26 protein-coding genes and 2 pseudogenes are annotated in these 24,618 nt (G+C 69.0%); 9 read left to right on the top strand and 19 right to left on the bottom strand.

The genetic code is table 11. From position 1 onward, the window contains the following. Nucleotides 1–50 precede the first annotated feature (50 nt). The 4 genes from purB to PUT80_RS18425 are packed head-to-tail and all read right to left on the bottom strand — an operon-like array spanning nucleotide 51 to nucleotide 3,623. Nucleotides 51–1,478 carry an adenylosuccinate lyase gene (gene purB, locus PUT80_RS18410; RefSeq protein WP_037808733.1) on the bottom strand — a complete coding sequence of 476 codons (1,428 nt, stop codon included), beginning with the start codon at nucleotides 1,476–1,478 and terminating at the stop codon, nucleotides 51–53. A gap of 34 nt (nucleotides 1,479–1,512) precedes the next feature. After that, the gene (locus tag PUT80_RS18415; RefSeq protein WP_037808734.1) at nucleotides 1,513–1,758 is read right to left on the bottom strand and encodes a hypothetical protein; all 246 of its coding nucleotides are present in this window, start codon (nucleotides 1,756–1,758) and stop codon (nucleotides 1,513–1,515) included. Nucleotides 1,759–1,785: 27 nt separating this feature from the next. After that, complete coding sequence (dgoD, locus tag PUT80_RS18420) at nucleotides 1,786–2,934, bottom strand: galactonate dehydratase (RefSeq protein ID WP_238603834.1); 1,149 nt, start codon at nucleotides 2,932–2,934, stop codon at nucleotides 1,786–1,788. Nucleotides 2,935–2,942: 8 nt separating this feature from the next. Further along, nucleotides 2,943–3,623: an SDR family oxidoreductase gene (locus PUT80_RS18425; protein ID WP_037808737.1), complete on the bottom strand. Its 681-nt coding sequence runs from the start codon at nucleotides 3,621–3,623 to the stop codon at nucleotides 2,943–2,945. Nucleotides 3,624–3,703: 80 nt separating this feature from the next. On the opposite strand from PUT80_RS18425, the gene PUT80_RS18430 reads away from it, so the two are divergent. Genes PUT80_RS18430 through PUT80_RS18440 form a run of 3 tightly spaced genes read left to right on the top strand, consistent with a single transcriptional unit; the run spans nucleotide 3,704 to nucleotide 6,008 of the window. After that, nucleotides 3,704–4,318, top strand: coding sequence for a bifunctional 4-hydroxy-2-oxoglutarate aldolase/2-dehydro-3-deoxy-phosphogluconate aldolase (locus PUT80_RS18430; protein ID WP_037808739.1), 615 nt, complete (start codon nucleotides 3,704–3,706; stop codon nucleotides 4,316–4,318). After that, nucleotides 4,315–5,301 (top strand): beta-propeller fold lactonase family protein, encoded by a 987-nt coding sequence (locus PUT80_RS18435; protein ID WP_037808740.1) that lies wholly within the window; start codon nucleotides 4,315–4,317, stop codon nucleotides 5,299–5,301. The genes PUT80_RS18430 and PUT80_RS18435 overlap by 4 nt, the downstream gene beginning before the upstream one ends. Next, on the top strand, nucleotides 5,298–6,008 hold the full coding sequence (locus PUT80_RS18440) for an FCD domain-containing protein (protein ID WP_275292945.1): 711 nt from the start codon (nucleotides 5,298–5,300) through the stop codon (nucleotides 6,006–6,008). The genes PUT80_RS18435 and PUT80_RS18440 overlap by 4 nt, the downstream gene beginning before the upstream one ends. Here the strand turns inward: PUT80_RS18440 and PUT80_RS18445 are convergent. After that, a complete protein-coding gene (locus PUT80_RS18445; RefSeq protein ID WP_037808743.1) occupies nucleotides 5,984–6,916 on the bottom strand; it encodes a helix-turn-helix domain-containing protein in 933 nt (310 codons plus the stop codon). The two genes, PUT80_RS18440 and PUT80_RS18445, sit on opposite strands and share 25 nt — an antisense overlap. 72 nt (nucleotides 6,917–6,988) lie before the next feature. On the opposite strand from PUT80_RS18445, the gene PUT80_RS18450 reads away from it, so the two are divergent. Together PUT80_RS18450 and PUT80_RS18455 are read left to right on the top strand one after the other, a co-directional pair. Further along, complete coding sequence (locus PUT80_RS18450; protein ID WP_238603829.1) at nucleotides 6,989–7,645, top strand: HD domain-containing protein; 657 nt, start codon at nucleotides 6,989–6,991, stop codon at nucleotides 7,643–7,645. A gap of 14 nt (nucleotides 7,646–7,659) precedes the next feature. Then, nucleotides 7,660–8,073: a RidA family protein gene (locus PUT80_RS18455; RefSeq protein WP_275292946.1), complete on the top strand. Its 414-nt coding sequence runs from the start codon at nucleotides 7,660–7,662 to the stop codon at nucleotides 8,071–8,073. Nucleotides 8,074–8,079: 6 nt separating this feature from the next. Here the strand turns inward: PUT80_RS18455 and PUT80_RS18460 are convergent, their stop codons facing one another. Genes PUT80_RS18460 through PUT80_RS18470 form a run of 3 tightly spaced genes read right to left on the bottom strand, consistent with a single transcriptional unit; the run spans nucleotide 8,080 to nucleotide 9,914 of the window. Next, entirely contained in the window at nucleotides 8,080–8,685 is a 606-nt protein-coding gene (locus tag PUT80_RS18460; protein ID WP_275292947.1) for a TetR family transcriptional regulator, read from the bottom strand. Nucleotides 8,686–8,722: 37 nt separating this feature from the next. Next, a complete protein-coding gene (locus PUT80_RS18465) occupies nucleotides 8,723–9,412 on the bottom strand; it encodes a hypothetical protein (RefSeq protein ID WP_275292948.1) in 690 nt (229 codons plus the stop codon). Further along, nucleotides 9,405–9,914: a SigE family RNA polymerase sigma factor gene (locus PUT80_RS18470; RefSeq protein ID WP_037808752.1), complete on the bottom strand. Its 510-nt coding sequence runs from the start codon at nucleotides 9,912–9,914 to the stop codon at nucleotides 9,405–9,407. The genes PUT80_RS18465 and PUT80_RS18470 overlap by 8 nt, the downstream gene beginning before the upstream one ends. 141 nt (nucleotides 9,915–10,055) lie before the next feature. Here PUT80_RS18470 and PUT80_RS18475 point away from each other — a divergent pair, with 141 nt between their 5' ends. Then, nucleotides 10,056–11,072 (top strand): GntG family PLP-dependent aldolase, encoded by a 1,017-nt coding sequence (locus tag PUT80_RS18475; RefSeq protein WP_238603826.1) that lies wholly within the window; start codon nucleotides 10,056–10,058, stop codon nucleotides 11,070–11,072. A 17-nt stretch (nucleotides 11,073–11,089) separates the two neighbouring features. Next, nucleotides 11,090–11,671: an HAD family phosphatase gene (locus tag PUT80_RS18480; RefSeq protein ID WP_037808756.1), complete on the top strand. Its 582-nt coding sequence runs from the start codon at nucleotides 11,090–11,092 to the stop codon at nucleotides 11,669–11,671. 69 nt (nucleotides 11,672–11,740) lie between these two features. Here PUT80_RS18480 and PUT80_RS18485 read toward each other — a convergent pair whose 3' ends face one another. The 5 genes and pseudogenes from PUT80_RS18485 to PUT80_RS18505 all read right to left on the bottom strand — a co-directional run bounded on the left by PUT80_RS18485 (nucleotide 11,741) and on the right by PUT80_RS18505 (nucleotide 15,841). Next, entirely contained in the window at nucleotides 11,741–11,926 is a 186-nt protein-coding gene (locus tag PUT80_RS18485; RefSeq protein WP_043834731.1) for a hypothetical protein, read from the bottom strand. A 123-nt stretch (nucleotides 11,927–12,049) separates the two neighbouring features. Then, nucleotides 12,050–13,216, bottom strand: coding sequence for a pyridoxal phosphate-dependent aminotransferase (locus PUT80_RS18490; RefSeq protein WP_037808760.1), 1,167 nt, complete (start codon nucleotides 13,214–13,216; stop codon nucleotides 12,050–12,052). Nucleotides 13,217–13,257: 41 nt separating this feature from the next. Further along, a pseudogene (locus tag PUT80_RS18495) lies at nucleotides 13,258–13,473 on the bottom strand (transglycosylase SLT domain-containing protein); the annotation flags it as partial. Nucleotides 13,474–15,222: 1,749 nt separating this feature from the next. After that, a pseudogene (locus PUT80_RS18500) lies at nucleotides 15,223–15,507 on the bottom strand (WXG100 family type VII secretion target); the annotation flags it as partial. 22 nt (nucleotides 15,508–15,529) lie between these two features. Next, complete coding sequence (locus tag PUT80_RS18505; protein WP_037808762.1) at nucleotides 15,530–15,841, bottom strand: hypothetical protein; 312 nt, start codon at nucleotides 15,839–15,841, stop codon at nucleotides 15,530–15,532. A gap of 173 nt (nucleotides 15,842–16,014) precedes the next feature. On the opposite strand from PUT80_RS18505, the gene PUT80_RS18510 reads away from it, so the two are divergent. Next, entirely contained in the window at nucleotides 16,015–17,841 is a 1,827-nt protein-coding gene (locus tag PUT80_RS18510; RefSeq protein WP_275292949.1) for a serine/threonine-protein kinase, read from the top strand. A 1-nt stretch (nucleotide 17,842) separates the two neighbouring features. Here the strand turns inward: PUT80_RS18510 and PUT80_RS18515 are convergent, their stop codons facing one another. From PUT80_RS18515 to purD, 5 genes are all read right to left on the bottom strand, one after another. After that, on the bottom strand, nucleotides 17,843–18,601 hold the full coding sequence (locus tag PUT80_RS18515) for an ESX secretion-associated protein EspG (RefSeq protein WP_037808765.1): 759 nt from the start codon (nucleotides 18,599–18,601) through the stop codon (nucleotides 17,843–17,845). Beyond that, nucleotides 18,598–20,214 (bottom strand): hypothetical protein, encoded by a 1,617-nt coding sequence (locus PUT80_RS18520; RefSeq protein ID WP_275292950.1) that lies wholly within the window; start codon nucleotides 20,212–20,214, stop codon nucleotides 18,598–18,600. Before PUT80_RS18520 ends, PUT80_RS18515 begins: the two co-directional genes overlap by 4 nt. 9 nt (nucleotides 20,215–20,223) lie before the next feature. Continuing rightward, nucleotides 20,224–20,826 carry a DUF3558 domain-containing protein gene (locus tag PUT80_RS18525; protein ID WP_051172556.1) on the bottom strand — a complete coding sequence of 201 codons (603 nt, stop codon included), beginning with the start codon at nucleotides 20,824–20,826 and terminating at the stop codon, nucleotides 20,224–20,226. Further along, nucleotides 20,807–21,196 (bottom strand): PE domain-containing protein, encoded by a 390-nt coding sequence (locus tag PUT80_RS18530; RefSeq protein WP_037354127.1) that lies wholly within the window; start codon nucleotides 21,194–21,196, stop codon nucleotides 20,807–20,809. The genes PUT80_RS18525 and PUT80_RS18530 overlap by 20 nt, the downstream gene beginning before the upstream one ends. A 99-nt stretch (nucleotides 21,197–21,295) precedes the next feature. Further along, nucleotides 21,296–22,555 carry a phosphoribosylamine--glycine ligase gene (gene purD, locus PUT80_RS18535; protein ID WP_037808770.1) on the bottom strand — a complete coding sequence of 420 codons (1,260 nt, stop codon included), beginning with the start codon at nucleotides 22,553–22,555 and terminating at the stop codon, nucleotides 21,296–21,298. Nucleotides 22,556–22,798: 243 nt separating this feature from the next. Between purD and PUT80_RS18540 the strand changes: the two genes are divergently transcribed. Then, the gene (locus tag PUT80_RS18540; RefSeq protein WP_043834738.1) at nucleotides 22,799–23,935 is read left to right on the top strand and encodes a glycerophosphodiester phosphodiesterase; all 1,137 of its coding nucleotides are present in this window, start codon (nucleotides 22,799–22,801) and stop codon (nucleotides 23,933–23,935) included. A gap of 67 nt (nucleotides 23,936–24,002) precedes the next feature. Here the strand turns inward: PUT80_RS18540 and PUT80_RS18545 are convergent, their stop codons facing one another. After that, complete coding sequence (locus tag PUT80_RS18545) at nucleotides 24,003–24,386, bottom strand: hypothetical protein (RefSeq protein ID WP_275292951.1); 384 nt, start codon at nucleotides 24,384–24,386, stop codon at nucleotides 24,003–24,005. Nucleotides 24,387–24,618: the final 232 nt, after the last annotated feature.

Genomic DNA, 24,618 nt, shown 5'->3' on the forward strand with positions numbered 1-24,618 from the left:
TTCGCCCGATCGAGTAATGCCGTCTCAGCACGTGGACGACGTGCGCGCACTCACAGAATCGGCTGCGGCGCGTACGCCGCGGCGTCCGGGAACCGCTTGAGCACGTCCTCGACGCGCGCCGCGACTTCTTCAACCTGACGCGGGGCCACGCCGGTGAACGAGATCCGGTCGGCGAGGAGTTCGTCCAGGTCAGCGCGGTCGAGCGGGAGGCGTTCATCTGCCGCGAGCCGGTCGAGGAGGTCGTTCTCCGCGCCGCGTTCGCGCATCGCGAGGGCGACCCCGACCGCGTTCTCCTTGATGGCCTCGTGAGCCGTCTCACGCCCGACGCCCTGGCGCACCGACGCCATGAGCACCTTGGTGGTCGCGAGGAACGGGAGATAGCGATCAAGCTCACGCTCGACCACGGCCGGGAACGCGCCGAACTCGCCGAGCACGGTGAGGAAGGTTTCGAGCAGGCCGTCGAGCGCGAAGAACGCGTCCGGCAGCGCGACGCGGCGCACCACGGAATCCGAGACGTCGCCCTCGTTCCACTGGTCGCCTGCCAGTTCGCCGATCATCGACAGGTAGCCGCGCAGCACCACGGCGAGCCCGTTCACGCGCTCGCACGAGCGGGTGTTCATCTTGTGCGGCATGGCCGACGACCCGACCTGGCCCGGCTTGAAGCCCTCGGTGACCAGCTCGTGGCCGGCCATCAGCCGGATCGTCTTGGCGAGGCTGGACGGCGCGGCGGCGAGCTGGACCACAGTGGACAGCACGTCGAAGTCGAGCGAACGCGGGTACACCTGGCCGACGCTGACGAACCGGTTGCCGAAGCCGAGGTGCTCGGCGATCCGGGATTCCAGCTGGTCCAAAGTGGACTCGTCGCCGAGCAGGTCGAGCATGTCCTGCGCGGTGCCGACCGGGCCCTTGATGCCGCGCAGCGGGTAGCGCTCGATCAGGTTGTCCAGCCGGGAGAACGCGACGAGCAGCTCGTCAGCGGCGGTCGCGAAGCGCTTGCCGAGGGTGGTCGCCTGCGCGGCGACGTTGTGCGAGCGGCCGGCCATCACCAGGTCGGAGTGCTCGACCGCCAGCGCGGCCAGCCGCGACAGCACCGCGGCGACGCGGCCGCGGACCAGTTCCAGCGACCGCAGCTGCTGCAGCTGCTCGACGTTCTCGGTGAGGTCGCGCGAGGTCATGCCCTTGTGCACGTGCTCGTGCCCGGCGAGGGCGTTGAACTCCTCGATCCGGGCCTTCACGTCGTGCCGGGTGACGCGTTCGCGCGCGGCGATCGAGTCGAGGTCGACCTGCTCGACCACGCGCTCGTAGTCGTCGAGGACGCCATCGGGCACCTCGACGCCCAGTTCGGCCTGGGCCCGCAGCACGGCGAGCCACAGCCGCCGCTCGAGCACGACCTTGCGTTCGGGCGACCAGAGCGCCACCAGCTCAGGCGAGGCGTAGCGGGCGGCGAGCACGTTCGGAATGCGGGGCTTGTCCGTCACGCGGCCACGATACCTGCGCAGGTCAGCGCGGCGGTCACCACTCCGTGAAGCTGCCGTCGGGCAGCCGCCACACCGGCGACCGCCAGGCGTGTCCGGTCTCGTCCGCGCGGCGGACGGCGGCCTCGTCCACCTCGATGCCGAGCCCGGGGGCGTGGCGTAACCGTCGACGCGGGTCTTGCACCGGCATCGACAACACGACCTGCTCGTCACCGCTCGCGTATCGCGGAGGTCTCAGCCACCACGCCCACCGGCCGGTGTCGGCGACTTCCTGAACGCGCACGCGATCGGAAGCGACACCGCCGACACCTCACCACTCCGTGAAGCTGCCGTCGGGCAGCCGCCACACCGGCGACCGCCACGCGTGTCCGGTCTCGTCCGCGCGGCGGACGGCCTCCTCGTCCACCTCGATGCCGAGCCCGGGCGCGGTCGGGCGTGCGGCGTAGCCGTCGACGAAGCGGAACAGCGCGTCGTCGGCGAGATAGGCGACCGGCTCGCGACCGTCGTGGTAGTGCATTCCGAGGCTTTGCTCCTGGATGAGGAAGTTCGGCGTCGCGAACGCGACCTGCATCGCGGCGGCCAGCGAGATCGGGCCGAGCGGGCAGTGCGGGGCCAGGTTCGCGCCGTACACCTCGGCCAGCGCGGCGATCCGGCGCAGCTCCGAGATGCCGCCCGCGTGCGACGGGTCCGGCTGCACCACGGCGACGCCCGCGTCCAGCACCGGTTTGAACTCCCAGCGCGAGAACAGCCGTTCCCCGAGCGCGATCGGCACCGTCGAGGCCTCGACCACCGACGCCACCACGTCGGCGGGCAGTTCCGGCAGCACCGGCTCCTCGACGAACATCGGCTGTACTTCTTCGAGCATCTTCACCAGCCGCCGCGCCATCGCGGGCGAGACGCGGCCGTGGAAGTCGATCGCCAGGTCCCGGTCGGGTCCGAGCGCTTCCCTGGCCTCCCTCGCGCGGGCCAGCGCCGCCTGAGCCTCGGCGGGCGTGGCGATCGGCCCGAGCGGGCCGGCGACGTTCATCTTCACCGCGGTGAAACCCCGCTCGACCTGCGCGGACACCGCGTCGAAGATCCCCGACGGACGGTCGCCGCCGACCCACGAATACACCCGCACGCGGTCGCGCACCGGACCGCCGAGCAGCTCGTGCACCGGCGCGTTCCGGGCCTTGCCCGCGATGTCCCACAGCGCCTGGTCGAACCCGGCGAGCGCGCTGGAGAGCACTGGACCGCCCCGGTAGAAGCCGCCTCGGCGCAGCACCTGCCAGTGGTCCTCGATGCGCAGCGGATCCTTCCCGACGAGCAGCTCGGCCAGCTCGTGCACGGCCGCGCGCACGGTCCCGGCGCGGCCTTCCACGACCGGTTCGCCCCAGCCGGCGATGCCCTCGTCGGTGCTGATCTTGAGGAACAACCAGCGCGGCGCGACGAGGAACGTTTCGATCCCGGTGATCTGCACCTTGTCTCCTAAGCAGAGTCTTTCGCGGCCGACCAGCCGCCGTCGACGGTCAGATCCGCCCCCGTCACGAACGAAGCCGCGGGCGAGAGCAGGAACGCGATCACCGCGGCGACTTCGGCCGGGTCGCCCAGCCGTCCGGCCGGTGTCGCGCGGGTGCTGCGTTCGCGGTCTTCCGCGCTGATCCGGTCCCAGGCCTCGGTCTCGACCGGACCGGGAAGCACCGAATTCACCCGGACCTCCGGCGCGTACTCCACGGCCAATTGCCGCGCCAGAGACACCAATGCGCCTTTGCTGGCCGCGTACGCCGGATGTCCGGGAAGCCCGAATCGGGCGTGCACCGAGGAAACCAGCACCACCGAGCCGCGCCGAGAGCGCAGCGAGGGCAGGCAGGCCCGGACGGCCAGGTACGACGCGGTGAGGTTCACGTCGAGCTGCCGTTGCCATTGCGCGCGGTCGGTTTCGTGCAGCGGGCCCAAAGTCGGCAGGTACGCGTTGCTGACCACGGCGTCGACTTCGCCCGCCAGATCAAGAACTCGTTGCCACGTCTCGTCATCCGTCACGTCGCCTTGCACGCCGCCGGGCACGGGAGCGAGGTCGACGCCGATCACCCGGTAACCGTCGGCTTCGAGTTGACGGGCGGTCGCGGCTCCGATTCCGGACGCCGCGCCGGTCACCACGGCAGTGCGCATGGTTCGCAAGCATGCCGGGGCGCTCGAGCCACAGTCAAGAATAATTAGTAATTTATAATCTGCCTGCTAGGCTGGCCGCCATGGGATACCGGTGGGAGATCACGCGCGAAGCGGTGCGTCAGGGCGTCGTCGGAATCGTGCGGACGGCGGACGCCGCCTCGGCCGTCGCCGCCGCGCGGGCAGTGCTCGACGCCGGGTTGAAGTCGGTCGAAGTCCCGCTCACCAACGCGGGGGCGCTCGTCGCGATCGAGGAGCTGAGCACCGCCTATCCGGACGCCACCATCGGAGCCGGCACGGTGCTCGACGAGTCGTCCGCGACGGCCGCGATCCGGGCAGGGGCCCAGTTTCTCGTCTCCCCGTCGCTGCACACCGAGGTCTTGCGTACCGCTCATCGGTACGGCGTCGCGGCGCTGCCCGGCACCGGTTCGGTCACCGAAATCGTGCGCGCGATGGAGGAAGGTGCTGATGCCGTAAAGGTTTTCCCCGCGTCCGCACTCGGCCCGCAGTGGATCAAGGACGTGCGCGCCGCGCTTCCGCAAGCCCCGCTCGTGCCGACGGGTGGAATCGCTCCCGAGGACGTGCCACGCTGGCTCGACGCGGGCGCCGTCGCCTGCGGGATCGGGTCGGCGCTGACCCGTGGATCCGCTGAGGACATCCGGGCCCGAGTGGCCGCATTGGTGAGGGAGAGCTCGTGAGCGACGTCGTACTCGTCGGCTGCCGTACCGCCGAAACCGGCGGGAACGGCACGGGAATCGCGGTTTTCCGGCGCTCCGGCAACGCACTGACCGCGGATTCGACGTTGCCGATGGTGTCGCCGACCTGGCTGACCCAGCATCCCGCGCTGCCGATGGTGTACGCGACCAACGAGACGAGCTACGGCGAGATCACCTCCGTTTCGGTCGCCGACGGCCTAGTCGCGCTCGACGTGGTCGAATCCGGCGGGGCCAGCCCGTGCCATCTCGCGGTGACGCCGGACGGCCGGTTTCTGTTGTGCGCCAACTACGGCGGCGGCAGCCTCGCGGTGTTCGCCCTGCGCGAGGACGGCCGGATCGACGGACGCACGGACCTGGTGCAGCACACCGGAAGCGGACCGCGCGCCGACCGGCAGGAAGGCCCGCACGTCCACATGGCCGTGTCGTCGGCGGACAGTTCGGTGGTGAGCGCCGTCGATCTGGGCACCGACGAAATCCGCAGCTACACGTTGTCTCCTGAAGGAAAACTGACTCCGCTGGCCGTCTCGTCGCTCCCTCCGGGCACGGGCCCGCGACAGCTCGTGCGCGGCGCGGACGGAATCGCTTACGTGGCCGGGGAATTGTCCGGCGAGCTGATCACGATGCGCGAGACTTCGCCGGGAGCGTTCGAGTTCGTCGCGGCGACCCCGGCGACGGCGGCCGGCGGCGAATCCCTCGTGGCGCACCTGGAAGTGCTCGACTCCGGGATCTACCTGTCGAATCGCGGACCGGAATGCATCACGTCGTTCGCCGGGGCCCCGCTGCGCGCGACGGCCGATCAGCCGTGCGGTTCGTTCCCGTGGAACTTCGCGGTAGCGGACGGAACCTGCTACACCGCCGCTTTCAAGGACGACGTCGTTTCCGTTTTCCCGTTGAAGGAATTGGGAAACGCGACAGTCCGGAAGTATCCGACCGGTTCCCCGACGTGCGTACTCCCGCTCCGGTGACCGACCAACGCCCTCGCGGACTGCACGGACAGACCGTGGAAACGCTCGCCGCGCGCATTCTGTCCGGCGAATGGCCCGAGGGCATGGTGCTGGACCTTCCCGCGCTGCGCGAGGAGCTCGACATCAGCCTCACCGCACTGCGGGAAGCGCTGAAGGTATTGGCAGCAAAGGGATTGATCGGCGCGCGGCAGAAGCACGGCACTTACGTGCAACCGCGCGAGAGCTGGCAGTTGCTCGACGCCGACGTCATGCGTTGGCAAACCACCGCACGCGGAAACGCTGGCCTACTGGACGAATTGGCCGAGGTCCGCGCCGTGGTCGAGCCCGCGGCGGCGCGGATGGCTGCCGAACGCGCGACCGCCGAAGACCTTGTCGCGCTTGAATCCGCCCTCGATGCGATGGTCGAAGCACCGGATCCGGAAGCGAGCGTCGAGGCGGATCTCGCGTTCCACCGCAGCCTGTTGGCCGCCGCGCACAACAACTTCCTGCTCCAGATCGAACGCGTCATCGCGATCGGCTTGGCGGAGCGGGACAAACTCGTCCACAGCGCCGGTCCCACCGACGATCCGGTACCGAGCCACCGCCGGGTGCTCGACGCCATCGCCGCGCACGACCCGGTCGGCGCGGAGACCGCGATGCTGGAGCTGCTGGTGAAATCCGCCGCCGACGCGAAGCGGTCGGGTCAGGAAGTGAACGCGCGGCGATAGGCAGTCGGCGTGGTCCCGAGAGTCCGCCGGAAATGCAGCCGCAGGTTGGCCGGAGTGCCGAGACCGCAGTCCCGCGCGACCCGGTCCACCGAATAGTCCGTGGTTTCCAGCAGTTCCCGCGCTTTGCCGAGCCGGGCGTTGAGCAGCCACTGCAACGGTGTGGTCCCGGTTTCCTCGGCGAACCTGCGCAGGAACGTCCGCTGCGACATCTCCGCGTGCCGGGCGAGCAGACGGATGCTGAGCGATTCGTCCAGTCGCTGCAACGCCCATTCGCGCGTGGCGGACAGCGAAGCATCGCCAGCGTCCGCGAGCGGCGCGGGCACGTACTGGGCCTGCCCGCCTTCGCGATGCGGAGCGGCGACGAGACCGCGTGCAATCCGGTTGGCGACCGCGGCACCCAAATCGCGCCGGACGATGTGCAGGCACAGATCGATGCCACAGCACACGCCCGCCGAGGTGAGCACGTCGCCCTCGTCGACGTAAAGCACATCCCGGTCGACCTGGACCGAAGGGTACGCCCGCTCAAATTCGTCGATATATTCCCAATGCGTCGTGGCGTGCAGGCCGTCCAGCACTCCCGCGGCGGCCAGCGCGAACGCACCGGTGCAGATGGACACCACCCGCCGTCCCCGATCGCGCGCCTCGGCCAGCAGCTCGACCGCCGCTTCCGGCGTCTCGCGGATCGGGTCGTACCCCGGCACGATCACCGTGTCCGCCGCGCGCAGCTCCTCGATCCCGCCTTCCGCGGCCAGCTCGAACCCGGCGCTGGTCGCGACCGTCGGACCGAGCGCGCACAGCGACATCTCGTAGTGCGTTTGCGGCCGGACCTGGAACACCTGCGCCGGAATCGCCAGGTCCAGCGGAAGGACCCCGTCGAGCGCCAGCACCGCGACCCGATGCACCGTCATGGCAAGATTCTATCGAAGTACGGCAAACTTGCCACTCACCAGGTCAGAGCGGTGCGGGCCAGGCTTGAAGGCATGACCGAACTCCTTTCGGACCCGGTGGTCGCGCTGCCCGCGACTCCGCTGGCGGACGCCGTCCTCGAGGTCGTCCGCCCGGTGGAATCGCAGTCGGTGTTCAACCACAGCGTCCGCTCCTACCTGTTCGCGCGGCTGGTCGCCGACCGGCTGGCCGTGTCCGGCTATGCCGACGACCTGCTGTTCGCCGCGTGCGTGATGCATGACATCGGCGTCGCACCGGACGGCCCGCACGTGGAACGCTTCGAGGTCGAAGGTGCCGACCGAGCTGCTGGTTTTCTTGCAAAGCAAGGAATTTCCACCGCGGACGCCGACGAGGTCTGGCAAGCCATCGCCTTGCACACCACCGCGGGCATCGCGGAACGCCGTGGTCCGCTGTGCGTGCTCGTCCGCGCCGGGGTGTCCGTCGACTTCGGCGGCCCGGTCGGCGCCGAGTATCTCTCGGCCGTCACCGACGAGGAGGGTGTGGCGATCCACGCCGCCTACCCGCGGCTCGAGATGGTCCGCTCGCTCACCGACGCGATCGTCGCGCAGGCCGCGAAGAATCCGAAGAACGCGCCAGTCCCGTCCGTCCCCGCTGATTTCTTGCGGGAACGCGAGGCCGATGGCGAAACCCGGCTGGAACGCGCCTCGCGCACGTCGCGCTGGGGAATCTGAGAAAGGGATCCACCATGTACGCCGTCAAAATCCCCGAGGACTCCGAGGTTTTCGGACCGTCCGGGGCATCAGCCTTCACCCGCTTCGGTTACTCAGCCGCCGTCCGCGCGGGCAACCACCTCTTCATCGCGGGGACGATCGGCCGCCGCCCGGACGGAGAGATCGCGGAAACCATCGAGGAACAGACCGAGATCGCGCTCCGCCGGATCGAGGAAATCCTTCGCCTGGAAGGACTCGACCTCTCCGCGCTGGTCGACATCACGAGCTACCACGTCGACATCCACCAGCACCTGCCCGGTTTCCTGGAAGCCAAGAAGCGCCTCGTGACCGCCGAGCCCTACCCGGCGTGGTCGATGATCGGCGTCAGCGGGCTCGCCAGCCCGGGATTGCTGATCGAAATCCGCGCCACCGCGGCCTATCCGGAGTAACTGTCCTCAGTGGACAGTCTCGGCGAGCGCGGTCCGCAGCATCCGCCCGGCCGCGGCGCGCGGAGCCGGGTCGACCGCGATCAGCGCGTTGACCACGGCCCCGTCGACCAGCGCGACCAGCCGATCCAGTTCGTCCTTGGCCACCGGCGTCCCGGAACGGGCCAGGATCTCCGTCAGCAGTTCGTTGAGCTGCTGGGACAGCGTCCGCATCAACGGGCGCAGATACGGCCGCCGCCCGGTCGCGACCAGGCGTTCGTAGCGCAGCAGGACCGCCTCGGCGTCGGCTTCCGGGTCACCGCTCTGCGGGCCGAGCAGCATGTCCAGCACGAGTTCCACGGTCGCCTGAACGCCCCGGTTCCGGGTCGTCAGGTCCTCGAGCTGCCGTCGCCCGTTCGCCAGCTCGCTCTGCCCGTGGTGCTCCACCGCGGCGGTGACGAGCTCTTCCAGCGAGTCGAAGTAGTACGTCGTGGACGCCAGCGGCAGGCCCGCCCGCTCGGCGACCGCGCGGTGCCGGACCGCGTCGAAACCGCCCTCGACCAGCAGCTCAGCGGCGGCTTCGACGAGCGCGGCCCGTCGTCGCTCGCCCTTGGGAGTGGTGGCTGCTGCCGTCATGTCCGGTTATTCTGCCAGCCGCTCCGGCGGCCGCCGATCAGAACCGGGCGGCCAGCGAAGCAGCGAAGCGCGCGAGGTCGGTTGCGTACGGTGCCGGATGCCCGGAAGTCCCCGGCACGCTGACCAGCACGAGAGTTCCGCCGCTGCCGGTTTGCTGACGCACGGTGACGGCTCCGGCCGGTTGCGTGGGCACGTTCACCGCGGCACCGCGAGCGAACACCGCCGCGCCGATCATCCCGTCCGGAAGCGGGAACCCGGCGCCGCGCGACGACGTCGTACAAACGCTGCCTGGGGAAGCCTGCGCGGCATTCAAGTGGTCTGGGAGCTCGCCAGCGAGGGCAGTGGCGAGCTCCCAGTCCACCCGTCCGCACCCGGAGGTGCCTTCGACCCGAGGGCCGGTCCTCCCGGTTTCGCCGGCTCCCTGCCGAGACGGCTGACCCGGGAAGTCATCCCCATTGCTGAAAGGACGCGCCGCCGACCCACCGGGTTGCACCGGCGCGGCGACGGAATTCGCGCTGGAATCGGACTTCTCGCTCGAAACTCCCACAATTCCCCAGGTGCCGAACCCGGCGGCCACCACCACGGCCGCCGCGCCGGCGGTGATCCGGTTGCGCCGGCGCAGCGTCTCGCGCTTCGAACGGCGCACCACGTCGTCCACCGAGAACGTCGGAGGCGGCACCTCGCCGGGACCGGCGGAGAACAACGTCTCGGCTTCCCGCTCATCCATTGGTCTCCACCTCCCGTTCCAGCACCTGGCGCAGATTCGCCAGCCCGCGCGCCGTCTGGCTCTTCACGTTGCCTTCGCTGCAGCCCAGCGCCGTGGCCGCGGCCCCGACATCCAGTCCGTCGAAGAACCGCAGTACCAGCACCGCCCGTTGCTTCGGCGGCACCTCCTTCAGCGCCGCGAGCAGGTCCTCGCGAGTCGCGACGCGTTCGGCCAGCCCGGGACTGTCGTCGACAGGTTCGGGCAGCACCTCGGTCTGCCGCTCCCGCCGCCACGGACGGCGGGATTCGTCGATGACCGCGCGCACGAGCGTCTTGCGCACGTACGCGTCGGTCGCCGCGCGGTCTCTGATCTTCTTCCACCTCCGGTGCAACGCGACGAACGCCGTCTGCGCGAGGTCGTCGGCCTTGTGCCAATCGCCGCACATCAAATAGGCAGTCCGGCGCACGGCGTCCCTCCTCGCGGCGAAGTACTCCGCGAACTCCTGTTCGTCGCGCTGGTCCACGCGCTTTGCAGCTCCGCTCTGGCCATGTCCGGTGAAGGGACGGATCCGGGGGCGTCCACGGTTGCACGTCCGGCCGGAAACGTTCCACCCCCCGCCGCATTGATGCCGCGCCCACCTGTGTGATGTGATCGGACTGTGACCATGACTGGGCAGCTGATCGACTTCCGTTCCGACACCGTCACCCGCCCGGACGCGATCATGCGCGCGGCCATGGCCGAGGCCGAGGTCGACGACAACGTCATCGGCACCGACCCGACCATCGCCGAACTCGAACGCCGGGCCGCGCAGACGCTCGGGATGCCCGCGGCGCTGTGGACGCCGAGCGGGACGATGGCGAACCTCATCGCGCTGAGCGTCCACCTGCGGCGCGGCGACCGGTTCCTCGCCACCCGCGGCGCGCACGTGCTCACCAACGAACTCGGCTCGGCCGCGTGGCTGGCCGGCGGCATGCCGGACATCCTCGAACACGACGCGGGCCCCGGCCGCTGCCTGCCGGAAACGCTGGAAGCGGCCATCGGCAACCCCGGCCCGTACTTCACGCTCCGCACCACCCTGTTGTGCCTGGAGAACACGCACAACGCGGCCGGCGGCGCGGTCACTCCGCCCGACGAGCACGCGCAACTGCTGTCGGTCGCGAAGCAGGCCGGGCTCACCGTGCACCTCGACGGCGCGCGGATCTGGCACGCGGCGGTCGCGTTGCAGGTGCCGCCCGCCGCGCTGACGGTCGGCGTGGACTCGGTGTCGGCGTGCTTCAGCAAGGGCCTCGGCGCGCCGGTCGGCTCGGTCGTCGCGGGCAGCGTCGAGTTCGTCGAGCAGGCCCGCCGGATGCGGCAGATGCTCGGCGGCGGCGTGCGTCAGGGCGGGGTGCTCGCCGCGGCGTGCCTGGTCGCGCTGGACCGCGTCGACGAACTGGCCGAGACGCACGAGTTCGCGAAACGGCTGGCCGACGGCCTCTCCGAACACGGCTGGGACGTGCCGGCTCCGGACACCAATATCGTTCTCGCCGGGGTGCCGGACGTGCCGACCGCGCTGAACTGGCTTGGTTCGCTCGGCATCCAGGCCCTGCCCATGGCGGGCAAGGTCCGGTTCGTGACGCACCGCGACCTGTCGTCCGCCGACATCGCCGAAGCACTGCGCCGGATCAAAGCCGGCGCCTGAAACCCTGGGGGACTCGGGTGACCAACTGGATCGTGTTCGACTACGGCGAGGTGCTCAGCCACCGCACCGCCGCGATACCGAAGCTGGCGGCCGCGATGGGCGTCTCGCTCGAGACGTTCGAGCCGGTGTATTGGAGCGTGCGCGACCCGTACGACCGCGGCTGCCCTGACCTGGAGTACTGGACGTCGATCGGCGACCAGCTGGGCGCGAAGGTGGACGACGCGCTGTCGGCCGAGCTGACCGCGCTCGACGTCGCGGGCTGGGGACAGCTCGCGCCGGGGTCGCTCGACCTGCTGCAGTCGCTGTCCGACGCCGGCGCCTCGCTCGCGCTGCTCTCGAACGCGCCGTCGGCGTTCGGCGTCTGGGTGCGCGAGCAGGAGTGGTCGAAGCTGTTCAAGCACACGCTGTTCTCCGGCGACGTGAAGGTCGCCAAGCCGGACGCCGAGATTTTCCAGCTGCTGCTGGACAAACTGGGCGCCAAACCGGACGAGTGCCTGTTCTTCGACGACCGCCAGGTCAACATCGACGGCGCCCGCGCGGTCGGAATCCGCGCACACCTGTGGGACGGCGCCGAGGCCGCCCGCGCCGCACTGGCCTGAACGGCGAACGGCTCCCGCACCTTCCCGGCGCGGGAGCCGTCTCGTCTGCTCAGTATGGTTCGGCGCCGGTCAGCGGCTGATGCGCTTCGACTGCTTCTTCCCGGTGATCGCCCCGTAGGCCGCGGTGCCCAGGAACAGCACCCCGCCGATGATGCCGATCCACAGCACGGCCTTGAACAGGAAGCCGATCACGGACCCGATCACCATGAAGGCAATCCAGGCCACGACGAGCGCTCCGACGATCTTCCAGAACATGGCTCCTCCGATGCCGTTTCCGCGCCACGTCGGCCCGGTGCCCTCCAGCGTGCCATCCGTGCGACGGAAACTCTCTACGCTGGCCCAACGTTCAGGGACATCTCCGGGTTCCCCTGACCGGATTCACCCCAGCCAGCCGCCGAGCCGGCGCAGCCCCTCGGTCACGTCCTCGGTCGCGCCCGCGAAGGAAAACCGCACGTAGCGGCCGCCGTCGACCGGGTCGAAGTCGATCCCCGGGGTGATCGCGAGGCCGGTGTCGGCGAGCAGCCGCTGGCACCAGCTCAGGCTGTCGGTGGTGTGGTCGGAGACGTCGGCGTAGGCGTAGAACGCGCCGTCGGCCGGGGCGAGCTTGTCGAGACCGATCTCGCGGAGCCCGGCGAACAGCAGGTCGCGGTTGCGCCGGTAGTGCTCGACGTGCGCGTCCGCCTCAGCGTACGACTCCGGCGTGAACGCCGCGACGGCCGCGTACTGCGAAACCGCGGGCGGGCAGATCGTGAAGTTGCCGGTGAGGACGTCGACCGCGCGGTGCAGGCGCTGCGGCACCAACATCCAGCCGAGCCGCCAGCCGGTCATCGCGAAGTACTTCGAGAACGACCCGAGCACCAGCGCTTCCCGGCCGTACTGCCAGGCGCAATCGAGCTGCTTGCCGTACGAGATGCCGTGGTAGATCTCGTCGCTGATCAACTGCACGCCGTGCGAGGCGCACCAGCCGGAGATCGCGGCCAGCTCGCCCGGCGGCAGCACGGTCCCGGTGGGGTTGCTGGGACTCGCGACGATGAGCCCGTCGATCGGCCCGAGCCGGTCGAGCTGCTCGACGGTCGGCTGGAAATTCGTCTCGGCCGTGGTCGCGAACTCGACGACCTCGCAGCCGAGGACGTTCAGCAGATTCCGGTACGCCGGGTAGCCAGGACGGGCCATCGCGACCCGCGCGCCGGGGTCGAACGCGCTGAGGAACGACAGGAGGAACCCGCCGGACGAACCGGTGGTCATGACGACGTCGGAGGCGGACACGTCGATGTCGTAGGTGCGCCGGTAATGCCCGGCGACGGCTTCGCGCAGCTCAGGAATGCCGAGCTGTTCGGTGTAGCCGAGGGTGTGCTTGCCCAGAGCTTCCTGTGCCGCCCGCAGCACCGCCGCCGGAGCGGGCACGGACGGCTGCCCGGCGGCCAGCGAAATCAGGTCGCCGTGGCTGCGCTGCCGGGCCTGCGCCGCGGACAGCACGTCCATCACGTGAAAAGGAGGCACGCCTGCCCGCAACGCGGGCCCGCCGAAAGCACCGATGTCGACCATGCGGCCAGGCTAACCGGCGGAACCGCGTGCGGGGTGTGCCGTCAGTAACCGCGGTACGCGCCGCCGTGCGCCATCGCCGCGATGCCCGGGACGTTGGACATCGAGCCGTACCGGTCGAGCGAGTACCGCACGCCGGCGATGATGTTGTCGACCGGGTTGTAGATGTTGTCGTGCCCGGGCAGCTTGTGCGCGTTGAACGTCGAGTCGATGCACTGCATCAGCCCCTTGGACGGATGCCCGGCCGCGGCGTTCGAGTTGCCGGTGAGGAACAAATGGTCACCCTCCCTCGCCGTCCAGGTGCCCAGTTCGGTCGTGACGCACCAGACGTCACCTCTGCCGGCATTTTCCTCTCGGAGGAATGCACCCGTGACGACCGGGTTGTTCGCCCGGACGGCACCCTCGACCTGCCAGGTTCGATGCTCCTTCGTTCGATCGCTGTAGGAGACCCTTGGCCGGGCACCGGACAGGTAGACCGCGAGCATGATCGCGTCGAGCACTTCCCCTGGCGCTTGATAGATCGTGACCTTGGGCTGGGTGTAGCCCGGGCGGAAATGCCGGGTCCCCTCCGCGTCCGTGATCGCTTCCAGCCACGCGGCACGCTGATCAGCCGACATCGCCAGCACTTGGCTGAAAGCCTCTGACTTCGGATTTCCGGCCCGGCGCAGCAGATCGCGAACGTAGTCGTGGTCCAGACGGAACTGGTGCCGCAGCCCGCAACCGCCTCGATCGTCCACGTACTCCGAGTGCGGTACATCCGTTAGAAGTTCTCGGATCTTCGCGACCATGTCCGGCTTCGACTGAGCAATCGAGGCAGTCGGCCGGTGCTGGCGAGACTCGAGATGCCCGTCTCCGGCAATCCAACCGAGAATCGCAGCCTCACGCACAGTCACCTCGAGCCCGGCCCCGGTGTCGGCAACCGCCGACAGGAGCAACCGGTCCCGGCTGCCGACCTCGCTGGTCGTGATGAACCTGCCCTCAGTGGCGTATTCGGCGCGAGCCGGAGCCGACCGCACGCCATGGATCTTGCGGCGGTGAACCGCGACACCGTTCGCTGGCTGAATCGAAGCCCGCGGCACCCATCCGCATTCCGGGCACACCTCCGGGCCCGCAGGCTTCGCTTCGGTGCGCCGGGGGAAAGTGAGCCACCGGTGGTTCGGCGTCGTCGTGGCCTGCCAGCGGCTGTTGACCAGTCGCACAAGCGGTGCGTTTTCGTGGTGCACCACCCGGGTGATCTTGGTCCACTCGCTGCGCCCGGTGGCCGGATTGAACCCGATGGTCTCGTCTCCGACCTCGACGTCGCGATGTTTCAGCATGCCCCGCCGAGTGAGCACCAGCGTGTCGAGCGGCACGCAGTCCCAGTTGTTGATCGCGTTCGGATTGCCGCCGGACTCGTGCTGGATGATCGCCCAGATGTTCTTTATGTCCGCGTCGGTCACGTTCACGCCCGCGGCCTGCAGTGCCTTGATCGCTTCCTGGATCCACTGCTGAACGTTGCCGGGCGGAGGCGAGGAGGGCGGACCGCCGCTCGGGCCGAGACCGCCGCCGCCACCGCTGGCACCTCCGCCACCGCCGCCGTGGTGACCGCCCCCGCCGCCGCCGCCACCGCCGCCGTGTCCGGTGTGCAGACCGCCGGTGCTCTGCGGAACGGTGCCGTCCGAGTTGGGGAGCGGGACCTTCGAATAGCCGCCCTCGATCTGGGTTTTCATCAGGTCTTGGGACTTCTTGACCATGTCGTCGGCCTGCTTCAGCAGCGGGTCGATGGTCTGCTCGGCCGCGGTCGCGTCCTTCTGGTTCGCCTCGTTCGCGTCGGAGATGATCTTCGCCGACGTCGGACTGGGCGGCGGGCCCTTCTTGTCCGACTTGTCGTTGGCGTACGCCGCCTCGGCGGCCTGCGCCTTCTGCGCTTTGTCCGACTCTTCCTTGATGCGTTTGTCGATGTTCGACTTGGCGGTGTTGAAGGCCTCGGTGACCTTGCTCTTGATCCCGCCGAGGTCGCTCGACAGCTGGGTGAGGTCCTTGCCGACCTCGTCAAGATGCCCCTGCACCTTGTCGCCCGCTTTGGTGATCTGCGTGACGTAGTCGAGGAAGGCGTCCGCGGCCGGACCCTCCCACACGCCGCCTGCCAACGACTTCGTCGTATTCGTCAATTCTTGGCCGTGATCGCCCGCACGCTTCGCGGCATCGCTGAACTGCTGCCCGGCTTTGCTGATCGCGTCCGGGTTGATCTTGTCGACCTTCTGTGCTTTTTCGACCACGCCGTTCCAGTTCGGCGGGTAGTCGATCAGCGCCATGCTCTTGCCCCCTCGTGCCTGCTCAGCGGTCTTCGTGGACGGTCAGGTCGGTCTTGTGGACCTGATCGGTCTCCTGGATCAGCCCCGCGGCCTTCTTGATGATGAAGCTGGTCGCCTCCATCAGCTTCCCGGCCGCGTCGAACTCGCTGTGCACGCCCTGTTTGAACGTGCCGACCGCGCCGTGCACGTCCTTGGAGCCGCCCATCGTGCCGAACGGGCTTTCCGGCTCGTCGTCAACGCCGGTGAGGTGCTTCTTGGACTTTTCGAACTCGTCCTTCAGCTTCTCCACGTTCCTGGCGGCAATGGCCATGGAATCCGGGTCGTAGACAGGCACCGTTCGTCATCCCCTTCGCGACACTCGCTTCCCGACCAGTTCGGACGTTCCCCTGACCGGTTCGGTTCCCCTGCTTACTCTAAGACTTCGGACGCGTGCCGTGTGCAGTTCTCCCGGACTTCCACCCGCGTCTCGACCACGAGGGGCCCCAACCGGGGAATGGAGGGTATTCAGTGCAGCCGTTGCCACCCGGCGAACCCCGACAATTCGGGCGCTACCGTCTGATCGCTTCGCTGGGCGAAGGGGGAATGGGCCGGGTGCTGCTCGGGGTGTCCAGGGAAGGGCGGCTCGTCGCGGTCAAGCAGGTGCATCCGGCATTCGCACACGATCCGGGATTCCGCTCCCGGTTCAAGCGCGAGGTGGAAACCTCACGGATGGTGTCCGGCGCGTACACCGCTGCCGTGATGGACGCCGATCCCGTTGCTCCGCTGCCATGGCTCGCCTCGGTCTTCGTCGCGGGCCCCTCCCTCAAGGAAGCGGTAGACGCCGCTGGCCCGCTCCCGCTGAGCGCGGTGCACTACCTCGCGACCGGTCTCGCGTCGGCGCTCGCCGAGATCCACCGGGTCGGCCTGATCCACCGGGACCTCAAGCCCAGCAACGTCCTCCTCGCCGCGGATGGTCCGCGGGTCATCGACTTCGGCATCGCCAGGGCCGCCGAAGGCGACACCGACATCACCCACACGGGGTCAATCATCGGCTCGCCCGGGTTCATGTCGCCGGAGCAGGCGAACGGTCTTCCTCTGACGCCTGCCAGCGACGTGTTCTCATTCGGCGCCCTGGTGACGATGGCCGCAACTGGGCGGGCACCGTTCGCCGGAGCGTCCACGCCGCAAACTCTGTACAACGTGGTCCACAGCGCTCCCGACCTCACCAACCTGCACCCGGACCTGCGGCGGCTCGTCGAACCGTGCCTAGCCAAGGACCCGAAGGCGCGGCCGAACACGGCACAGATCCTGGACTTCCTCGGCTCGGTCCAGCTCACCGCGACGCCTTGGCCGCCCGCGGTGCACACGATGATCGAGCAGCAGCAGGCCGAGGTGAGGACTGCGCTCGCGTTGCCGGTACCAAAGGAGCCGCGGAAGCGTCCTAAGTGGCTGATCCCGACTGTCGCGGCAGCGACGGCGATAGTGATCGCGGCAGCGACAACAGTGGTTCTTGTAAATCGCAACGACAATCCGGTCGCAGCCGCGGTTAGCGCACCGCCGCCTGATCCACTCAGCCCCGCCGCACTGCGCCGGGTCGATCCGTGCAAGCTGCTCAGCCCCGACTCGCTGCCGAAGAGCGGGCCGTTGGAGCCAGGCCAAGCTGACATTATCTTCGACGGCTGCACCTACCGCTTCAAGAAAGATTCGAGCCAAAGGGTCGTCCTTCTGCTGAGCACCACACTAAAAGGCGCCAAAGGACAGCCGACGAAGGTAGGTTCGATGGACGCGATCCAGGAGCAGAGGCCTGACGGATGCGATCTGACTGTCGCCAATCCCGCCACACCCGGATTCGGCATCGCGGTATCCGTTCCTGGAACTAGGCAGAACACGTGCAGCATCGCACTCGAAAGCATGACGAAAACGCTGGCAAGCCTGCGCGGCAATCCGGTGCCATACCCGAACATCGAGAAGACCCTCCGCCAGGCCGACCTGTGCAGTCCAGAGTTGAAGAAACCGCTGCAAGATGCTGCGGAAGGCGCGCTTACCAGCGAATCAGCAGGGCTGCACGAGTGTAGCTGGAATGGCAAAAAAGATTACTCGGCAACTACCTCACAACTGTCAGATCCGAAATTCCCCGAAGGACAGAAGACTAAAATCGGGGACGCATATATTATTACGGAAACACATGCGGACATGTGCTCCTTGCGGTGGCTGTTTCCCCAGTATGAACCGAACTGGCAGGGCGTGCTCTCCGTGACCTCGACCCCGGATATCGCAGCGAACGGCGGGAAGACCTGCGATTCAACCCGTCGAGTTCTCGACGTATTCGTCAACGCAATCAAACCCCGCGGCTGACTCAAATCGCGGCTTGCAACTCCCGCACCCGCTCCGCCAGCACCGCGTTGTCCGCCGGGCTCACCGTCGCCCAGGTGTGCCCGTCCGAATCGTCGGTGAGCTGGAACAGATACCGCCCGGAATCGGTGTCGTAGAACGCCGCCACGTGCGGCGAGCGGCGCACCGTGCCGTCCCGCAGGACCCGTTCCGCGCAGAACTGGCCGCGGGCCGCCTGTCCCATCAGCATGCCCGCCAGTTCCTGCGCTTCCCACAACGCCACGCCCCGGTCTTCCAAGGCCGTGACCAGCGCTTTCGGATCACCCGCGGCAGCCGCGTCGGCGGCGACGAGCGTGCTGTGCGGTACCGAGACCGACTGGCCGACGCCCGGGTCGAGCGATCCGGCCACCGTCACCGCGGCGTCGGCCAGCGCGCTGGCGTCGGCGGGGATCAGCCACACCTCGTCCCGGTCGACCACCGCGAGCACGGCTTGGCTGCCCCGGCTCACCGCGCGGCCGCGGATCTCGCGGTCCGCCCACACCCACACGTCCAGAGCTTCCCGCGGACGCGCCAGCAAATGCAGTTGGTCGAGCACCGTCCCGGAAGGACGGCGCCCGCGCGCCAGCCGTCGCTGCGCCAGCGAATCCCAGACGGACTCGATCAGTTCGGCCCGTTCGGTGTGCGTGCGCCCGGGCGACGGAACCGCGAGCGCGGCCGGACGCCCGCCCAGGTCCAGCGATTCCCACAGCACATCGAATTCGAGGGCGGTCAGTACCAGGTTCACGGCCGGCGCACGTCTCCCGTGCCGTCGCCGAGGACGTCGCGCGTCACCATCCGGCCGTCGGCGAACAGGTCCTTGTCGTCGACGCCGAAGCGGCGCACGTGCTCGTCGTCGCTTTCCTGCGGCGCGGCTTGGGAGAGGTACTTGGCGTCGCCGCCGCCCGATTTCGGCGCGATCTGCTCGGCTTTCCGCAGTGCGACGGCTTCTTCCTCGGGAAGCTCGTCCACCGGCAACGGCCGGACCGGACCCTTCGGCTGACCGTCTTGCCCGCGGCCTTGCCGTTCGCGGTCGCCGGAAAGCGCGCCACCGGCCACTCCCGCGCCCAAAGCAGCGGCGCCTGCTCCGATTTCTCCGGCAGACGCACCACCTGCACGCGGGGCCGGGGCGTTGCCGGGGGTTTCGGCGACGGGCGGCACCGGTGCCTGCGGGACACTTCCGACCAGACGACCTCGTTGCAGCGCTTGGTTTTCCTGCCCGCCAGCGGGATAGCTGCCGCCCGCGGCACCGCCGAGGTTTCCGCCCTGGCCGCCGACCGCCGAACGACCGGATCCGCTTGTGCCGCCGAGACTTTCGGCACTGCCCACGGTTCCGCGGCTAACCGGACCGCTCTCGGATCCGCTGCCCGTCCCACGCGGACCAGTCGGCAGGAAGGTGCCGGACTGCCCGGGCCCGCCCGGAACCCGTGTCCCGCCTGAACCACCCGAAGTGCTTGGCGCGCTGGGGATTCCCGGTCCGTTGGCCGAACCGACCGAGCGCGGCGGATTGCCGTGCGGTGCCGGTCCCGTCTCCCAGCCCGCAGGAGGCGGCGAGGACGGCGGCACGTAGCTGGCCGCGACCACCGGCGCGACCGGCCGAGGAGCCGGTGCCTGCGAAGCCGTGCCGTACGCGGGCGTCGGCGGATCCACGACCGGCGGGGCCGGAGGCGGCGGCGGGGGAACGTACTGCGATTTCACCGACGCCGCGGCGGGCTGCACCTGACCGTCCGGCGTCACCTCGACCGCCGCGGCCGCGCGGTCGACCGGGCTCGGACCGCTGCCGGGCTGGACCATCGCGAGCGACTGCGGCTGGCTCAACGGTTCGGTGGACAGCAGGTTTTCACCGCTCTGCTGGGCGTAAGCGTTCAACGCCTCGACCGCCTGGCCGCGCGCGTTGTCCGCCGCCTGCACCTGAGCCGCGTGATCGGTCTCGAACCCGAGGAAGCTCGCCACCGAATCGACGAGCGTGAGGCTCTCCGCGCCTTTGCGCACCGCGGCCGGGTCGGGCAGCTTGTACTTGGTGCGGTTGAACGCTTCCCCTTGCGCGAAAAGCATTTCCGCGGTGTGCGTGACCTTCTGCATCGCGTCCTGCGAGAAGCCAGCCTGGTCCGACAGCACCTGCCCGGCCTGTCCGCCCGCCTGGCTCTGCCATTCGACGCCGAGCTTCGCCAGCTGGTCGCGCAGCGTGTGATCGGTGCTCGCGAGCGCGGTCGCGATTTCCCGCAGCGCCTCGACCGCGGTGGCGATGCTGGCGATTCCGTCGCCGGTGCCGAACTTCTCGATCTCGTCGGCGATGGCGGTGTCGGTCCACCCGTCGAAACGGTGGTCGCGGATCCTGCCCGCGAGTTCGGAGATCTCCACGCGCCCTCCCTAGGTCCGGTTCTTCAGGCCCTGCACGGCCAGGCCGGCGGCCTGGGTGGCGATGTCGCACAACTGCGGCTGGCTGAACGCGCCCGCGGTGACCGCGAACTCCTGTGCCGCCATGGTCTGTCCCGCGGCGACGCCGACGAGCACCTCGCAGTCAGCGGGGGTGCCCGCCGCGCGGTAGTTCGTGATCGCCGGATAGCCCTCGACGCTGGTCGCCGCGGTGGTCATGCTGTTCTTGCGCCGCGATCCGGTGAGCCACTCCTGCACGTCCGCGTTGACGATCCGCAGGTGCAGCGCGTGGAACGGCTCGGTCTTGTCCGAATCGAACACGCAGGTGGGCCCGTCCTTCGGGTCGGCGGCCTTGCGCGGCACGCTCGTGACCTTCAACAGGTCGAGCTGCGCCTGCCCCAGCAGGTCGCACGGATCGGTACCGGCGATCGGCAAGTCCGACGGCCGCGGCGGCAATGCGGCCGCTTTCGTCTGCTGCGCCAGGGAACTCATCGCGGGCTGTACGGGGTACGCGGTGCCTTGCTCGCCCGACGAGCAGCCCGCGACCCCGAGCACCGCGACGACGGCGAGGAGCGGCTTAGTGGATGCCGTGCGCACCGCGGTCCCCGAACGCCGCAGCCTTGTCCGCGTCGCTGGCCTCGTACGTCTTCGCTGCTTCGCGCAGCTGTCCGACAAGCTTGTGCAGGTTGGCGACGTACGCGCGCACTTGCGCGGCGTACGACTGATCACCTTCGGCGACCACGGTGTTCCACGCAGCCATCGCGTTGACGCTCACCGTGTCCGACGAAGGAGTGTCGACGCGCAACTCGCCCAGCCGCGTGAGGAGCTTGTCTTCGAGCGCGCTGACCTGCTCGTCGACCACTCGCGCGACCTCGAGCAGCTTCGCCGGCTCGACCACGATGTCCGCCACGCCCGGCGCTGCCGGAACCGACGAAGCCAGGTCGGTGAGCGGTGTGCTTCCCGGCATGCGCTAACCCCTCCCGTGATACGGACAGTGACCGTACGGACCCGTTTCGAGGCTACCAACCGGCGCGTGAACCCGAGGCGAACTTCGTGGAGAAGCTGCTTAGACGGGAGCGCTTACTTCCCCGTTGGCCGCGCGCAGTGCGATATCGGTGCGATGGTGCGAGCCAGCGAGGTGTACGCGCTCGACAGTCTCGTACGCGTGCTTACGCGCCGCCTTAAGCGTCTTACCAGTGCCGACGACGGACAGCACGCGTCCGCCAGCCGAGATCACCGCACCGTCGTCGCGACGCCGCGTACCCGCGTGAAGCACGCCTTCGATCTCTCCGCCGGTGATGACGTCACCAGTGCGCGGCTTGCCCGGGTACCCGTCGGCAGCGATCACGACGGTGACCGCGGCCCCGCCCGACCACTCCAGCGGCGGCAGCTCAGCCAGCTTCCCGGTGGCCGTCGCGTTCAGCACGGTCGCCAGCGACGTACGCAGCAGCGCCAGCACAACCTGCGTCTCGGGGTCGCCGAAGCGGCAATTGAACTCGATCACCTGCGGGCCTTCCGAGGTGAGCGCGAGACCGGCGTAGAGCAGGCCGGAGAAGGGGCTGCCCCGGTCGGCGAGCTCGTCCACCACCGGCTGCACAACCCGCGCGACGACGTCGTCCACCAGGTCGGCAGGCGCCCACGGCAGCGGCGCGTACGCACCCATGCCGCCGGTGTTCGGGCCGGTGTCGCCGTCGCCGACGCGCTTGAAGTCCTGCGCGGGCAGCATCGGCACCACGGTGCGACCGTCGACGAAGCAGAACAGCGAGGCCTCCGGGCCGTCCAAAAAGGACTCCAGGAGGACCGGGTGGCCGCCGTCGAGCAGCATCAGCGCGTGCTTGCGCGCGACCTCGACGTCCTGGGTCACGACCACGCCCTTGCCAGCGGCGAGACCGTCGTCCTTCACGACCCAGGTGGGCCCGAAGCGCTGAAGCGCGGCGTCGAGGCGCGCGGGAGTGTCGACGACCTCACTGCGGGCTGTCGGCACCTTCGCGGCCGCCATGACGTCCTTCGCGAACGCCTTCGACCCCTCGATGCGCGCAGCCGCGGCAGACGGTCCGAAGCAGGCGATGCCAGCGTCGCGCACCGCGTCGGCGACGCCCGCGACGAGCGGCACCTCCGGCCCGATCACGACGAGATCGGCCTTCCATTCCTTGGCCAGGGCAGCGACGGCCTCCGGCTCGGCGAGCTCGACCCCGAGCTGCTCCGCGACCGCAGTCGTGCCGGCATTGCCGGGGGCGCAAGCGAGCGCCGTGACCGCGGGGTCGCCTGCCACCGCGAGGACGAGTGCATGCTCCCGGGCGCCGGAGCCGATTACCAGTACGCGCACGCCGGACAGCGTAACGGTGCGTGTCGCGCCGCGGCAGCGCGCCGTCCGCGACCCCGGCCCGGACCAGGTGCGCGACTGGTCCGGTGCAGGTCGCCCGGTGTCCGGATTCGCCCGCCATCCACCGTTTACCCGGTTGTCAACCGCCCGTCCGGCTGGTGCCGCGCGCCCGACGCTTGCGGCGGTGAGGGTGACGCGGTAGTCGTGGCGAGCTGCGGATCGCCCGGTAGAGAAAGGTCCCCCCCCATGAAGCGCAAACGCCTCGGCGTGCTCGCCCTGTCCGGTCTGGCCCTGCTCGGCGTCGCGGGTCTCGCGATCGGCCCGGCCTCCGCGAGCGAGGAGACGGCCGCGGGTGCGGCCGCGCACGGTCCCCGGCACGATGGCCCGGTGATCGTCGGACACCGGGGCGCGCCCGGCTACCGCCCGGAGCACACGCTCGCGTCGTACGAACTCGCCTACCGGATGGGCGTGGACTACGTCGACGTCGACCTGGTGCCGACCAAGGACGGCCAGCTCGTCGCCCGGCACGAGCCGGAGATCGGCGGCACCACCGACGTCGCGGCCCACCCGGAGTTCGCCTCGCGCAAGACCACGAAGGTCATCGACGGAACAAAGATGACCGGCTGGTTCACCGAGGACTTCACCCTCGCCGAGCTGAAGACGCTCTACGCGAAGGAGCGGATCCCGCAGAACCGGCCGAACAACCAGCTCTACGACGGCCGCTACCGGATCGCCACCTACCAGGAGGTGCTCGACCTGACCCGGCGACTCGGCCACGAGCTGCACCGGACGCTGGGCACCTACCCGGAGGTCAAGCACTCGACGTACTTCAGCTCGATCGGCAACCCGACCGAACCGAAGCTGGTCTCGATCCTCAACCGCAACGGCCTGAACCGGCCGAACGCGCCGGTGATCATCCAGTCGTTCGAGGTGTCGAACCTCCAGGAACTGCACAAGCAGGTGCGGGTTCCGCTGCTGCAGCTGACCGAGGCGAAGGGCGCTCCCGCCGACTTCGTCGCGAAGGGCGACAAGCGCACGTACGCCGACCTGATCACGCCCGCCGGCCTGCGCGAGATCGCGAAGTACGCGAAGTACCTCGGCCCGGAGAAGGGCCAGATCATCCCGCGCGACGCGCAGGACAACCTCGGCAAGCCGACCACGCTGATCGCCGACGCGCACCGCGCCGGTCTTGAAGTGCAGCCCTACACCTTCCGCAACGAAAACCCGTTCCTTCCGGCGAACCTGCGCTCCTCGGCGAGCCCGAGCGCGTTCGGCAACGTGTTCGCGGAGGAAGCGGCGTTCCTGAAGGCCGGGGTCGACGGATTCTTCGCCGACCAGCCGGATACCGCGCTGGAATCGGTGCGGGACTTCGCCGGTCGCTGAGTTTTTCTCTGGTTCCTCCTGGCCCGCCGGTGACATTCGTGTCGCTGGCGGGCTTTTTCGTGGCCGCTTAATCATCGCGACGGTGGAGTGCGCGGCGAAGTGCGAGAGGGATGGTTCGCTGCAACCGCCGCAGGATCTTGATCGTGTCCTCGTCCGAGTAGCCGGTCGTGATTGACCAATCGCAGCCTGAGCCGAACACGTCGCTGGCGAAGACGATTTCGGTCGCCACCAACACCCGCCGCCAGTCCCGAGTGCTGAGCGGATCGCCAGCGGTGAGCGCCGCATGCAGACGATTTCCTTCTTCGTGCAGATCAGCCACGTTCCGGAAGCCCATCGCCACGGCGAGCGCCTCAGTGCAATGTGCTGGCCCACGCCACTCATTCAGTCCGCGACGCAGCACTTCGCGTTCTTCGTCGGCCAGCTCGATCGAGACCAGCTCTTCGGCGTTCACTCGCTGATCATGGCCTGCGCACTCAGTCACCCCAGAGACGACCGGTTCGAGTGATGCGAACTCGAACAACTGTTCGAGATACTGGTCCCATGTTGATCACTCAGATGTCATCTCGCAGGACATGGGTGACGGTTCTGCATCAGGAGATCGGTGACAGTTCGGGCGGGGTTGGTGGTGACACTTTTGCCGTGAGGCTCGGGCGGTGGCTGTCAGTGAACCCATCGATCCTCGT

Origin of the sequence: Amycolatopsis sp. La24, from assembly GCF_029087445.1 — a bacterium.
In the GTDB taxonomy this organism is placed as follows: Bacteria; Actinomycetota; Actinomycetes; order Mycobacteriales; family Pseudonocardiaceae; genus Amycolatopsis; species Amycolatopsis nivea.

Excerpts from the sequence above, each read along its gene's own strand:
- PUT80_RS18425 (WP_037808737.1), bottom strand. The coding sequence starts at position 3,623 with ATGCGCACTGCCGTGGTGACCGGCGCGGCGTCCGGAATCGGAGCCGCG.
- PUT80_RS18430 (WP_037808739.1), top strand. The coding sequence starts at position 3,704 with ATGGGATACCGGTGGGAGATCACGCGCGAAGCGGTGCGTCAGGGCGTC.
- PUT80_RS18445 (WP_037808743.1), bottom strand. The coding sequence starts at position 6,916 with ATGACGGTGCATCGGGTCGCGGTGCTGGCGCTCGACGGGGTCCTTCCG.
- PUT80_RS18450 (WP_238603829.1), top strand. The coding sequence starts at position 6,989 with ATGACCGAACTCCTTTCGGACCCGGTGGTCGCGCTGCCCGCGACTCCG.
- PUT80_RS18455 (WP_275292946.1), top strand. The coding sequence starts at position 7,660 with ATGTACGCCGTCAAAATCCCCGAGGACTCCGAGGTTTTCGGACCGTCC.
- PUT80_RS18460 (WP_275292947.1), bottom strand. The coding sequence starts at position 8,685 with ATGACGGCAGCAGCCACCACTCCCAAGGGCGAGCGACGACGGGCCGCG.
- PUT80_RS18465 (WP_275292948.1), bottom strand. The coding sequence starts at position 9,412 with ATGGATGAGCGGGAAGCCGAGACGTTGTTCTCCGCCGGTCCCGGCGAG.
- PUT80_RS18475 (WP_238603826.1), top strand. The coding sequence starts at position 10,056 with ATGACTGGGCAGCTGATCGACTTCCGTTCCGACACCGTCACCCGCCCG.
- PUT80_RS18485 (WP_043834731.1), bottom strand. The coding sequence starts at position 11,926 with ATGTTCTGGAAGATCGTCGGAGCGCTCGTCGTGGCCTGGATTGCCTTC.
- PUT80_RS18490 (WP_037808760.1), bottom strand. The coding sequence starts at position 13,216 with ATGGTCGACATCGGTGCTTTCGGCGGGCCCGCGTTGCGGGCAGGCGTG.
- PUT80_RS18530 (WP_037354127.1), bottom strand. The coding sequence starts at position 21,196 with ATGCCGGGAAGCACACCGCTCACCGACCTGGCTTCGTCGGTTCCGGCA.
- PUT80_RS18540 (WP_043834738.1), top strand. The coding sequence starts at position 22,799 with ATGAAGCGCAAACGCCTCGGCGTGCTCGCCCTGTCCGGTCTGGCCCTG.